We start from the raw sequence: 12,181 nt of genomic DNA, 5'->3' as shown, positions 1-12,181 counted from the left end.
TTATTTACACAAATGATTTACAAATTTCAAAACCCATTGTAGCTGACAAATTGTCCAACCGGCTTGCGATATCCCCGTGCCCGCTGACCCGATTCGTCCTCTTTACCCAAGGTAATCATCATCACGGGTACAAATTGCTCTGGAATATTCAGTACTTCCTGTACCTTCGCCGGATCAAAACCGATCATCGGGCAAGTATCCCAGCCTTTGTCCTTGGCAATCAACATCAATTGCATAGCCGACAGGCTGGCATTACGGATCGCTTCTTCTCTCTGGAAGACAGGTCCCCGCTCGCGATAAAACTGAGTCACCGATTCCACTGTACTATCATATTCCTGCTTGCTCAGGACACCTAAATTCAGGAATCCTTCGTTGAGGTCAGCTACCTTGGTATAAGCTTCTGTATCCCCCAGCACTACAATGGTTGCCGAAGCCGTTAATATTTTATACTGCTTACTTGCCTCATCATGCAGTCTTTGTTTGGTATCAGCATCCTGTACTACGATATAACGCGCATGCTGTAAATTAAAAGCTGATGGAGCAAACTTCACCAGCTGAAATATTTCTTCTAGTTCTTTTGCATCTATAGTAACATCAGGAATAAATTTAGAAGCCGATCTTCTCTCTTGAATAATATTCACCAGTTCGCTCATGTTAAGTTCCACTCCTTGATATTATTTTCAAATGAATTATCTTTAAATTAAGAATATATCTATTCGTGATTTCTGTCAAGTAAAACTATAATCATGTTAGTAAGTATTTTGGGATACAACCTAAGGACTTCACCAGCCCTTTACAAATCCGTTGCCCGTATTCTCATCGTAATCGCTTCGCGTTGCGCTTTGGTTAAGCTCTTGAAGACGAGCTCATACGAATGGTCGATCATGCTGTACAAATCCTCCATTGGGAAGGTAGCATCAACCTCAATCGTATTCCAATGCTTTTTATTTAAATGATAGCCTGGCTTAATCGCCTTGTTTTGTTCACGCAGATTTACCGCAATGATCGGATCACATTTCAAGGATAGGTGGCTAATACCGTCCTTTTCAGATAATAGAGCAAACATCTTGCCCCCAACTTTCAGTACTAGCGTTTCAGCACCGAATGGATAATCCTTAACAGCCTCTTTTTGGCTTAGACCATACGCTACAATTTGTTCATACACCAGCCTTCACTCCTCTGCTTGAGTCATCATCTATGAAACGATTTGTGCCCTATTATATCACGCTCTCCACATACAATAGTCCCATGCTACAATTAGAATATCTGTGCCAAAAGGAGAGGCATTATGGATACCATCACACACACATTGTTTGGCTTGGCCTTATACGGCGCAGTCAAAAAGCCGGATATGACGCGCAAGCAAAAAAGACTCCGTGGTCACCTTGAGCAAAAGCTCCCTCTGGACAGGCTTTCACACGGTGGCAAAGCTGCCATCCAAGGATGAGGCCAATTTAGATTCACTGTTTGCTGGCAATCCGAAGGCGCAGACGCTTGTGCAATGGTCGCCCTTCGTGGTTGTAGTAGACGACGGACAGCGTCTGGGCGTATATGACCCGCGTTTCTATCGGAAGGGTCAATCCTTTCTATATGATTTATGTGCTTGCGCAAGCCTGCTCAAGCCCTTGAAGTAATGCTTCCAGCTCCTGCCTAGTTTCAGCGTTTGTAATTTTCCCTTCCTGATTTAACTTCAATGTGATATGCGGAATAATGACCTTTCCATTCTCCACAATCTCTGCATTGATCATTTGCAATGTGAGCAGCAGCGAGGCATGCGCCAGATGGCCGCCCATAGGAGACGGTGACGCGCTAATGACCGCTGTAGGTTTATTTACAAATTCACCTGAAGATACGAGCCAATCCAAGGCATTTTTCAAAGCACCTGGCACCCCATTCCCATATTCCGGTGTACAGATCAGCACTCCATCCACTTGTTTCAATTGTTCCCGTAGCTCTCTTACGGAAACTGACCCCTCATCTACATCCAAGTCAGGGTTAAAATGCGGAAGATCCCCCAATCCATCATAAACTGTGAATATCATATTTTCAGAAGCCAGCTCAATAGTAGCCTTCATAAGCGCTGTATTGGAGGACTTTTGACGAAGGCTACCCGATATAGCCAATACCTTAATTTTCTGTTCCATCCGATCATCTCATTTCTTTTAACTTGATCTAATCTTACATATTCAGTGTACTATAATTAAAAAGTAAGTGAAAATTCATTAGATAATGGGTAAAAACAATAGATACAAGAAGGAGGAGATGTACATATGACCCCAAAGCAACATCCCATACGCGGAATCGACCATATTGGAATTACGGTACCTGACGTGGAACAGGCGACGACCTTTTTACAGGACGCTTTCGGGGCCGACATCTGCTACGATGCCCTCAACAAGCAGCAGCCTCCGCAAGAAGGAAAACAAGCCGAACAGCAATTAGGGCTCAAACAAGACGCACGCATCATTCACATTCGTCTGCTTCGCATCCATGAAGGACCGGGTATTGAGCTGTTTCAGTTGGAAAATAGCCCGCAGGCCCCTGCTACCCAATTAGCAGACTATGGTCTGCAGCATTTTGCTATCTACGTGGATGACATGGTAGTGGCAGCAGCACGTTTTCAACAAGCCGGAGGAACACTCTTGTCGCGTCCACATGCGCTAACCGGAATTGAAGCAGGAGCACGTAACCAGTTTGTATATGGAAGATCACCCTGGGGAATGATTATCGAGCTGATTAGTTACCCTGACGGTATTCAGTATCCCCAAGAAAGCGAAGTGTACCGTTGGACACCTCCTGCATGATGATGAACGTCAGCGATTCTTCCTATGAACAAAAGGGCAATAAAAAAATGCCTGCGGCTTCGCAGGCATTCGTGATGAATCAATAGTCACTATACAAGGGTGGAATCTGTAGTGCTGAATCAAGTATCCTTCTCTTGCTTGCGTTTTATCCCAATCAGATCAAGGAAGAAAACAAACAACGGAATACCTACAATCAAGCCCCAAATTCCAATCAGATGCTCAGAGAAAATAAGTACGACAAAGGTAAAGAAGATCGGTAAATTCGTTTTGGATGACATCAGCTTCGGATTTAAGAAATAGGCCTCAATCGCATGAATCACCACGATCAGAATAACTAGATAAATCACATATTGAATGCCGCCGACACTGAAAGCGATCAGGCCGAGCGGTGCCAGTGAGATAAACACACCTGCCACCGGAACCAATCCAAGTACGAAAATGATGAGCGCAAGACCGAGCAGATTAGGGAAGCCCATAATCCAGAGTGCAATCGTGGTCAATATACAATTAATAAGTGAAATCAGCAGTTGAGCCTCCAATACCTTCCCGAACGTATCCAGAAACATACGGCCAAAATGACCCACTTCCTTGAAAAACCAACCCAGCTTGCTATCTACAAACGTAGCTGTAAAACGTGTAATATATGATTTTTCCATCAGGAAGAACAAGCTCAAAATAATCGACACTAGAAGCTGTGTTCCCAATTGACTGACCTTCATCACTGCACTCAGGCCAGGCTCAAATAGCCGCTGAACATTCAGCGTGTCCATAAATTCGATAATCGTTTCGTTCCATTGATTACGATCAGGATACATATACGCTTGCTGAATCATGAGGTACACCTGCTTGACCTGTACAACGATTAGCGGCACCATTCTGTATACGCCCCACACCATAATCAGAATTAGCAACCCATACACCAGTAGCAGCACGATCATTGACGGCACATTGACGAACCGCTTGACCAGCTTATTCACTCCGTTATATATACTACCAATCAAGATCGTAAGCAGCAGTGTTAACAACATAATATTCATCATGCTTCTTAACATAAACAACAGCAAAACGATTATCGCAAGGACGGCTATCCGCCTGACGCCCGCATGATTCATCCAGTTTCTTACCATTCGTCTTTATTCCCTCTTTCCCACTTGACTGTCAACTTTGCAATCTTCCTGAGCATCAATTTTCTCTTTTTATCAATTTACTGTTAGCGATCAATAGAGAACCTACCATGACTAGGATAGCAATAGACCACCAGAATGTATTTTTAGCATCATCATGATCTACAATAATGAGCCTGATGACAGCCGTGATCCCAATATAGATAAAATAACGTAATGGAAAATGAAAATTGGTTTTAAAGTACTTAACTATTAATGCTATGAATTCAAAATACAAGAAAAACACAAGCAACTCTTCCGTGAATTCATAGTAATTTTTGTCGGCCTCTGTGTACAAAAAAACATAAGAAAAAATGGACCATGTTTCTTTTAGAAGTAAGAAGCTTAAAATCAGCCCGACCAGAAACAGCGAGATATTCAAGATCATTTGCAGAAAACTAGGTAACTTCTCAATATACTTCATTAATGCATTCAATACAGATCCCCTCACTGGTTGTACAGTATCTTTATTTATATTATCGGTGGTATACGTGAAAAATGCTACATTACTTTTGAGGTCACCTTAATGAAAGTTTATATTCGCCCCTGCAATATAACCAATGGAGATAAAGATAAGCGTCCATATTAGAGAACCTGCGCTTGCCACCAGCATATATTTTCGGACAGGCATCGCACTAATGCCCGACAAATAGCTTGTCGCATGTCTGACTCCTGGGATAAAATAACCAAACAAAATGGTCCATAACCCAAAGCGCGCAAACCACCCCTTAACTCTTGCAAATCGCTTTGGTGTCAATCCAACCCACTTGCCGTGCTTATCCACCAAGGGCTGACCCAGCTTTTTGCCTAGCGTGTAGCTGATCATCATCCCTGTCATTGCACCGATGAAGCTGACTAATATAGACACCGAATAATTCAGTACCATAATAGAAGATAAATAGCCGACAAACACCATAATAATTTCATCTGGAACCGGTAAGCCGATAATCCCAAGAGCAAGAAGAGCAAAAATAGCGATATATCCGTATTGTGTAATCATGCTGATGACCCATTCCATAGGGGAGCCACCTCCTGACCGATTATTTTTTGAAGGACGGAAAGGGAATACGGCTAACCATCAGGAACGACAGCACTACCATTAATGCAAGCAACAACCCCGGCTTCAAATGCTCACTCCATAAAAACATAAAGGACAAAATCACACCCGCCGCCGTAATCGGCATACCTACAAAGCCTTTGCTAAAAGCCATTAGGTTGAATCTTGCCAATCTTACCGCACCGCATATGACAAACAAAACAGCTACAAGCGGTCCAATCCAATGGGTATCTCCCAGCTTGTATAACAAGATCAAGAAAGCAGGAGCAACCCCAAATGAGACAACATCCGCCAGCGAATCGAGCTGTTTGCCAAAATCACTGGAGCAATGCAACAGCCTTGCCAGCAAACCGTCTAGTACATCCCATAAAGCAGCCACCACCACGAGAATAAAAGCGGTCATGTATTGCTCATGAATCGTGAAATACAGGGATAACACCCCTGCCCCCAGGTTTGCAATCGTGCACAGTGAGGGCAACCAATTCCATTTCATACTCTTAACTCCTTTGCCGTAGCTTAGCCTCCGAATATAACAACAAAACGGACGCCGTCCTTGGTATTCTCCACCTTATAGCGGAATTCGTGCAAATCTAAAATTCGTTTGACGATCGACAGCCCGAGTCCTGTCCCACCTGTCTGGCGGCTTCGGGACAGCTCGGCCCGGTAAAACCGATCCCATATCTGCTCCAGTTGATCGTCAGGAATGGTCTCACCTTTATTTTCAATGGAAAAAATACTGATTTCATCAGATCCTTCGATACGAATCGTGATCGAGCTTCCTTCCTCAGCATGCCGTATGGCATTGACAACAAAGTTGATAATCACCTGTTCCAGCCATCCTACATCGGCATGAATCGGCATCTCATTGGCGGGGATAATGACCACTTCCAGCTTTTTCTCCTTCAACAGATGAAATAGCTTGTCCACGACTTCCTCCACCAGCTCACTCAATATAAAGGTCGTCTTGCGGAGCTTGAGGGTTCCAGATTCCAATTTAGCGAGGTCCAGCATATCTTTGACCAATCGCTCCATTTTGTCCGCTTCCTCTACAATGACTTTCATATAATGATCCTGCTTCCCGGCACTAACCCCATCTTGTAGTCCTTCTGCGAAGCCTTTAATGATACTCAGCGGGGTTTTCAGTTCATGAGAAGCGTTGGCAAAAAAGTCTTGTTGCACAGCCTCCATCCTCTGCTTCTGTTCCATGTCCTCCACCAATTGCTGATTGGCCTCCTGAAGCTCGCGCAAAGCTGTGTCCAGGTTCTGGGACAGGGTATACATGCTGTAGGACAGGCTGCCCAGTTCATCATTCTGCCGGATTGGTGTATGGGCTGTAAAATCGAGCTTAGCCATTCGCTTGGCGGTATTATTCAAAGCAATGAGCGGACGGGTCACCATTCGGGAATAGAACAGGGACAAAATCAAAATGAGTGCAAATCCCCCGATACCCAGATATAGATAAAACCAGCGTAGAGCTTCATTCGTCTCACTAATTTCCTGCAACGATGTCACTGTAAACAGGAGGTCGATCTCGCCTGTGTCCTGACGAACAGGATGGACTATGACTGCATTACGTACCCCTGTCCAAGGTTCCGTCCAATCTTCCTCCAACACTTCGAAATTCTTAAGTTTCTCCAGATGCGCCTGTGATAAAGGGAACCATTCCTCCAGCGCACTAAACAGTAAACCTTGTCGCTGACTCCATGTTTTCAGATCCGGCAGTACAATCTCTGTCACCGTACCGGAAAACCTTACACTGCCATCTGTGCTTGCCTCTTCCGAAGTCGATCCTATATTTTTGAAACCAAGCTTCTGTATGCCGGTTGGATAAATTAAATTGGCGGTAGAGATACCTTCCGTTCCCAATCCCTCACCTTCAACCGTTACCGTATCACCGGGCTGAATCCGGGCAGCTCTCAGTTCATCTCCGTACTCACTCATAAACAGAGACAGCGATATTTTAACGATTTTACCATCTGCTGTTCTTAGATTGATATGAAACGCATCATCCAGCTTTACTTTTCCGTCCAGCGTTACAATCGCCAACTGGTTTTTATTCTGAAGCATAAAGCGAGCTGCCTCTCGCGAAACCCTGCCCGATCCCCAAGCCTCCTGGACATAACTTTGACCGAAGCTTTTCAAACGGCTTTCTACACGACCAATCTTCTGTTGCTGATAAAAATTTTCAAAAAACAGAAATTGACTTAAAATCACCATACCGTAAAAACACAGGAAAAATACAACCGTCATAATGAACAACTTAAAGGTAACTCCCCGTTTGTTCATTCTTCCTCCTCAAACCTATAGCCTGTACCAAAAACCGTGCGGATATGGCGTGATTCACGGCCCAGCTTACTTCTCAGCTTTTTGATATGCGTATCGACAACTCGTGTATCTCCTTCAAAGTCGATGCCCCACACCCGGTTCAGTATCGCATCACGTGAAATAACTATGCCTTTATTATGTATAAGCAGCCGCAGCAGCTCATACTCCTTGGGCGTCAGCTCGACTTCCGCCTGATCCACCTCAAGCCGATGAGCCATCGTGTTGAGAATGGCACTACCGAACCGCAAAATATGCGACTCTGGCTGTACATGTCCCTCCACCCTTTTCATCAGCGCGTTGGCGCGGGCGATCAGCACCTTGGGGCTGAAAGGTTTGGTAACGTAATCATCGGCTCCCAGTTCAAAGCCTAATATTTTATCATCATCACCGGATTTTGCTGTCAACAAAATGATCGGCACACCTGAACGGCTACGCACCTGGCGGCACACCTCCCAACCATCCAGTTCCGGCATCATAATATCGAGTATAATCAGGTCCGGCTGCACAGAATCAAGCCAGATAAGTGCATCTTTTCCATTGCCTGCTTCATAGACTTCCCAATTATTCTGTTTAAAATAATCAGCAATCACTTCACGAATACGTATTTCATCCTCCACGAGAAGAACTCTTTTCTTCAATCGACTTCCCTCTTTCGGTCATTCTAGGACACCAGCATATCAAAGACATGTGTACTTTATGTGTTCTTGACACTTCTTATCGGCAGAAGTTCTCATCCGCAAATTCAACCTTGGATTAGGGCAAATTTGTCGTGGCTCAGACCATCTCATCTCCTATGATCCTACCCTATAATAAGAAGAGATACAAAAAGCTTGAACAGGAGGGTAACGCATGAGTAATCAAACCATTCAGTGGTTTTCCACTTCCAAAGCTAAAGCTTGGCATTCCCAAGCTCATCAATTGACCAATACCCAAGAGAGTGCCAACCTAACCTTTACGAGAGAAACTCATCAGCTTGTCGAAGGCTTTGGTGGCTGTTTTAATGAATTGGGTTATGTGGCCCTGAACCATTTGGAAAAGAACGAACGAGATCGGGTGCTTCATTCTCTCTTTCATCCAGAGGGCGAGCACAAATTTGCAATATGCCGACTTCCTATTGGAGCGAGTGACTACGCGCTGGAGTGGTACAGCCACAATGAAACAGACGGCGACGTGGAGATGAAGCATTTTTCCATTGAGCGTGATCAGCAATATCTCATTCCTTTTATTCGGGAAGCGTTACAACTCAATCCAGACTTGAAGTTGTTCGCTTCACCCTGGAGCCCGCCAACATGGATGAAATCACCGAAAGCCTACAATTATGGCACTTTGCGCTGGGAAAAGGATATTTTGAAAGCGTATGCATTGTATTTTGTCAAATTTGTTCAGGCTTATCGCGAGGCAGGTATTACAATTCATCAGATTCATGTTCAAAATGAAGTCATTGCCGATCAGAAGTTCCCTTCCTGTGTATGGACCGGAGAGCAACTGCGTGAATTTATTCGTGATTATTTGGGCCCTGCTTTTGAGGAACACGGACTGGATACGGAAATTTGGCTGGGCACCATTAACGCTCCCGACCCGTGGGAGGAATTAATGAAAAAAACTTCGACCGGATTCGATGAGTATGCCCATACCGTGTTGAGTGACCCCGAGGCCTACAAATATATTAAAGGTGTAGGCTACCAGTGGGCAGGCAAAAATGCCATTCAGCGCACCGTTGCCAGCTATCCTGAGCTTCGTTACATGCAAACAGAAAATGAATGCGGTAACGGAGAAAACTCATGGGACTACGCCAAATATGTATATAATCTGTACCAGCACTACTTCACCAATGGAGTGAATGCTTATATTTACTGGAATATGGTTTTGGAACCGAAAGGTAAGAGCACATGGGGCTGGGAGCAAAATTCGATGATTACGGTTGATCCAGCGGATCGAAAACCTGTCCTGAATCCAGAGTATTATGTCATGAAGCATTTTTCTCATTTTGTATTACCAGGTGCCCGACGCATCGGACTTCGTGGCTCATGGACTGGAAATGCAGTTGCTTTTCAAAATACAGACGGACAAAGGGTGGTAGTCATCGCCAATCCGTTCAAGGAATCGCGTGTGCTGAATCTGTCTCTCGGTGAAACAACACACCGCTTGGAGCTGGAGCCGGAATCCTTTAATACTATCGTGATTCCTTCTTAACGCCACAGATTTCTGGACTCTTCCAGCTTGCACACATCATTAGGTATCCCTGTCCGGTCTATAAGTGTCCTAGCATATGTATAGTTTCCAAAATGGATGTATATCCTTTTGCGTATAGTAGCTATAAATAGTATACTTGGAATAACTACGGACAGGAGGTCGATGAATATCACTACTATAAAAGACCGGATTGATTTGAAGCTGATTAATTGTGATAAGGAATTGACTCTCGCGGTCATCGGTGGAAAATGGAAGCTGATTATTTTGTGGCATCTCGGTATGGAAGGCACCAAGCGGTTTGGTGAATTGAAGAAGCTAATCCCCCATATTACGCAAAAAATGCTGACCAACCAATTGCGCGAGCTAGAGGAAGATAAACTCATTCTGCGTAAAGTCTATCCTGTCGTCCCTCCTCATGTGGAATATTCACTGACAGAGCATGGCGAAAGCCTGATTCCGGTACTGAGAGCAATGTACGATTGGGGATCAAACTATCGCGAGAACGTGATTTGGAAAGAAGAAGAAGCGATACAGGACGTCACACCCGTGTGACCAACAAAACAAGCATTTTACGAAATGCTGAACTATATTTTTAGTAGAGACGACCCTGGGGAGATCTGGGGTTGTTTTTTTGTGATATAAAGACGTTCCCCAAGATAATAAAAGAAATGGATGCAAGTATCCGTTTCCATTGGCATTAAAGCTCGTTTTCCGCTACATATCCTCATTTTACACTTGTATTCGTGATTTACATTACATCCGCTGTGACGTATGATTCTTCCATCCCTATTTACAGTGAATCCGAGAAGGAGGCCGTTCTAGCATGAGTATGACGCTTGCCCAGCCCACAACGTCCCAAGCGATCCAATTACGCATTGGTTCCATGGAAATGATTCAATATGACTATCGTCAATTTCCTGACTCTAAACCCTATCAACACCATTGCTGTGGCTTGCTTACTATGTCGTGTAACGGCGCTCAAGGTCTGGCGGAATATGAGCTGCCTGAAATTAAAGGTGCCTTTGACCTTGTCCGCTGGGCTTCCGTGTTTACCTCGCTCAAGAGTCTGTCCTTAACCGAGGCTGAGCAATATATTCAGCACCATGCTGATCACTGGGGGCCTGATAAAACAGAGCTAGCTCTATCTGCCTTATCCGATCTGACTACCCATGCGAACCTGCACATTCTCTCCCCATCAGCGACCATACTCCCCCCTCGGATTAGTCGTTCATATCTTATCGAGCATGGCCTGGTCTACTATTCATTCTAAATATCGTCCACCACTCCACTAGCAATCTACTCTCCAGTTCACGTAAAAAAGCCTGGGACTGTTTATCACAGGCCAGGCCTTTACACTTTTAGCACAGAGTTAATTACACTTGCAGTTTACCTGCACGAATATCGTCTGTCATTCCTGCGTAAGGTGCTTGGGAAATTAATTGTTCGTTGTTCACACCCGCATTTTCGATGAATGTAATATCTGCAAATTCAGGAACCACATACTTCGGATATGTTTCATACTTTTCGCGCGATTCCTCCATCAGCGGAATAAAATCGTTTTGATAGCGCACAGTAATTTCCGGATGCTCATGAACCCATTTAGGGAAGAAAATAATGCCGTGCATACGTTTTTCCTCAGGCATAAAGTTCAGAGACACGTCAGTGCCTGTCGGTTCGGTCCACGATACTTTATACACATTTTCCACCAGTTTCACCAGATTGACCTTCTGATCACGTACCCAGCGGCCGCCTACCATACCACTATGAATGCGATAATCGATCGTATCTTCATTTTTAATATATATTTCGTACTCCCAACCATTCTCATAAGTGTAGATCATGTGGCTGCCGATAAACTTATCCATCTTGCATCCTTCTTTCCTAAATTATAAGTTTTTATGAATTGAATAGGAGACCAAAAATTATAAATATTCAATTCAAAACATGTAATATTAAACATGTTGTTAAATACATATAAATTGTAGCACTATGGTATACTAGTGTCAAATTACGTTTGACAAGGAGAGCTACGTTGAAACGCACATTAAAATACGCCATTTTGGGTCTTGTTCACAAAGAGGAAATGAGCGGCTACGATATTACGAGTCAATTCAAGCAGGAAATCGGACAATTTTGGAGCGCCAAGCACAGTCAGATTTATCCTGAGTTAAAAAGGCTGACCGAAGAGGGGCTTATAGAATATCGCACGTCTATTACAGGAGCCAAGCTGGAAAAGAAGCTGTACTGCATTACCCCCAAAGGAACCCAAGAGCTGACCGAATGGCTGTTGAGCCCCAAAGAGTTACCGGAAACGGAAAAGGATGAGTTTATGCTCATGCTGTATTTCTCAGCAGCCATCCCCAAGGAAGAGAACAAACGATTGTTCGAGGATCAGATAACCAAACGTAAAGAGAAGCTAGAGTATCTGTACGAAAGTAAAAAATCCCTCCAACAGCTGGACGAAAACCTTCAAGCCCCCGGTTCTAATCAATTTGGGCATTATCTGGTACTGAGCCGTGCCATTAATCGGGAAGAAAGCTATATTACGTGGCTGAAAGAAACACTATCCCTGTTTGAATAGCCTAAAAAACCTTCAACGCCACGTAGATTCGTGGTATTGAAGGTTTTTCTAAATAGGT

At 44.1% G+C, this 12,181-nt stretch carries 17 protein-coding genes; 7 read left to right on the top strand and 10 right to left on the bottom strand.

The genetic code is table 11. The features are described 5' to 3' along the window. Positions 1-26: 26 nt before the first annotated feature. Both KAI37_RS03225 and KAI37_RS03220 read right to left on the bottom strand, forming a co-directional pair. Positions 27-653 carry a nitroreductase family protein gene (locus KAI37_RS03225; RefSeq protein ID WP_039270528.1) on the bottom strand — a complete coding sequence of 209 codons (627 nt, stop codon included), beginning with the start codon at positions 651-653 and terminating at the stop codon, positions 27-29. Positions 654-793: 140 nt separating this feature from the next. Then, the gene (locus tag KAI37_RS03220) at positions 794-1,165 is read right to left on the bottom strand and encodes an MmcQ/YjbR family DNA-binding protein (RefSeq protein WP_071639470.1); all 372 of its coding nucleotides are present in this window, start codon (positions 1,163-1,165) and stop codon (positions 794-796) included. Between the two features lie 123 nt (positions 1,166-1,288). On the opposite strand from KAI37_RS03220, the gene KAI37_RS03215 reads away from it, so the two are divergent. After that, positions 1,289-1,447 carry a hypothetical protein gene (locus KAI37_RS03215; protein ID WP_220030706.1) on the top strand — a complete coding sequence of 53 codons (159 nt, stop codon included), beginning with the start codon at positions 1,289-1,291 and terminating at the stop codon, positions 1,445-1,447. Continuing rightward, positions 1,422-1,634 carry a hypothetical protein gene (locus KAI37_RS03210; RefSeq protein ID WP_220030705.1) on the top strand — a complete coding sequence of 71 codons (213 nt, stop codon included), beginning with the start codon at positions 1,422-1,424 and terminating at the stop codon, positions 1,632-1,634. Before KAI37_RS03215 ends, KAI37_RS03210 begins: the two co-directional genes overlap by 26 nt. Here KAI37_RS03210 and KAI37_RS03205 read toward each other — a convergent pair. Then, positions 1,596-2,144 carry an NADPH-dependent FMN reductase gene (locus tag KAI37_RS03205; protein WP_076293142.1) on the bottom strand — a complete coding sequence of 183 codons (549 nt, stop codon included), beginning with the start codon at positions 2,142-2,144 and terminating at the stop codon, positions 1,596-1,598. The genes KAI37_RS03210 and KAI37_RS03205 overlap by 39 nt on opposite strands. A 126-nt stretch (positions 2,145-2,270) precedes the next feature. On the opposite strand from KAI37_RS03205, the gene KAI37_RS03200 reads away from it, so the two are divergent. Beyond that, on the top strand, positions 2,271-2,804 hold the full coding sequence (locus KAI37_RS03200) for a VOC family protein (protein ID WP_220030704.1): 534 nt from the start codon (positions 2,271-2,273) through the stop codon (positions 2,802-2,804). Positions 2,805-2,923: 119 nt separating this feature from the next. Here the strand turns inward: KAI37_RS03200 and KAI37_RS03195 are convergent, their stop codons facing one another. The 6 genes from KAI37_RS03195 to KAI37_RS03170 form a co-directional block, all read right to left on the bottom strand. Beyond that, positions 2,924-3,931: an AI-2E family transporter gene (locus tag KAI37_RS03195; RefSeq protein WP_071639467.1), complete on the bottom strand. Its 1,008-nt coding sequence runs from the start codon at positions 3,929-3,931 to the stop codon at positions 2,924-2,926. 55 nt (positions 3,932-3,986) lie between these two features. Further along, positions 3,987-4,403 carry a phosphate-starvation-inducible protein PsiE gene (gene psiE, locus KAI37_RS03190; RefSeq protein ID WP_025723919.1) on the bottom strand — a complete coding sequence of 139 codons (417 nt, stop codon included), beginning with the start codon at positions 4,401-4,403 and terminating at the stop codon, positions 3,987-3,989. An 87-nt stretch (positions 4,404-4,490) separates the two neighbouring features. Continuing rightward, complete coding sequence (locus KAI37_RS03185; RefSeq protein WP_013308662.1) at positions 4,491-4,985, bottom strand: DedA family protein; 495 nt, start codon at positions 4,983-4,985, stop codon at positions 4,491-4,493. A gap of 22 nt (positions 4,986-5,007) precedes the next feature. After that, positions 5,008-5,517, bottom strand: coding sequence for a CDP-diacylglycerol--serine O-phosphatidyltransferase (gene pssA / locus KAI37_RS03180; RefSeq protein ID WP_025677988.1), 510 nt, complete (start codon positions 5,515-5,517; stop codon positions 5,008-5,010). A gap of 23 nt (positions 5,518-5,540) precedes the next feature. Beyond that, positions 5,541-7,310 (bottom strand): sensor histidine kinase, encoded by a 1,770-nt coding sequence (locus KAI37_RS03175; protein WP_220030703.1) that lies wholly within the window; start codon positions 7,308-7,310, stop codon positions 5,541-5,543. Next, entirely contained in the window at positions 7,307-7,987 is a 681-nt protein-coding gene (locus KAI37_RS03170; protein WP_071639465.1) for a response regulator transcription factor, read from the bottom strand. Before KAI37_RS03170 ends, KAI37_RS03175 begins: the two co-directional genes overlap by 4 nt. 211 nt (positions 7,988-8,198) lie before the next feature. Between KAI37_RS03170 and KAI37_RS03165 the strand changes: the two genes are divergently transcribed. From KAI37_RS03165 to KAI37_RS03155, 3 genes are all read left to right on the top strand, one after another. Beyond that, on the top strand, positions 8,199-9,542 hold the full coding sequence (locus tag KAI37_RS03165) for a glycoside hydrolase family 30 protein (protein ID WP_076293145.1): 1,344 nt from the start codon (positions 8,199-8,201) through the stop codon (positions 9,540-9,542). A gap of 162 nt (positions 9,543-9,704) precedes the next feature. Beyond that, positions 9,705-10,094: a winged helix-turn-helix transcriptional regulator gene (locus tag KAI37_RS03160; RefSeq protein ID WP_043882049.1), complete on the top strand. Its 390-nt coding sequence runs from the start codon at positions 9,705-9,707 to the stop codon at positions 10,092-10,094. Between the two features lie 271 nt (positions 10,095-10,365). After that, entirely contained in the window at positions 10,366-10,812 is a 447-nt protein-coding gene (locus tag KAI37_RS03155) for a hypothetical protein (RefSeq protein ID WP_220030702.1), read from the top strand. Positions 10,813-10,915: 103 nt separating this feature from the next. Here KAI37_RS03155 and KAI37_RS03150 read toward each other — a convergent pair whose 3' ends face one another. Next, positions 10,916-11,407 (bottom strand): phenolic acid decarboxylase, encoded by a 492-nt coding sequence (locus KAI37_RS03150; RefSeq protein ID WP_013308656.1) that lies wholly within the window; start codon positions 11,405-11,407, stop codon positions 10,916-10,918. 167 nt (positions 11,408-11,574) lie between these two features. On the opposite strand from KAI37_RS03150, the gene KAI37_RS03145 reads away from it, so the two are divergent. After that, on the top strand, positions 11,575-12,123 hold the full coding sequence (locus tag KAI37_RS03145; protein WP_220030701.1) for a PadR family transcriptional regulator: 549 nt from the start codon (positions 11,575-11,577) through the stop codon (positions 12,121-12,123). Positions 12,124-12,181 lie beyond the last annotated feature (58 nt).

The sequence above is a fragment of the Paenibacillus sp. S25 genome (assembly GCF_019454085.1).
Classification (GTDB): Bacteria; Bacillota; Bacilli; order Paenibacillales; family Paenibacillaceae; genus Paenibacillus; species Paenibacillus polymyxa_B.
The sequence above is the reverse complement of the archived record's forward strand: the minus strand, read 5'-3'. Positions and strand labels throughout refer to the sequence as shown.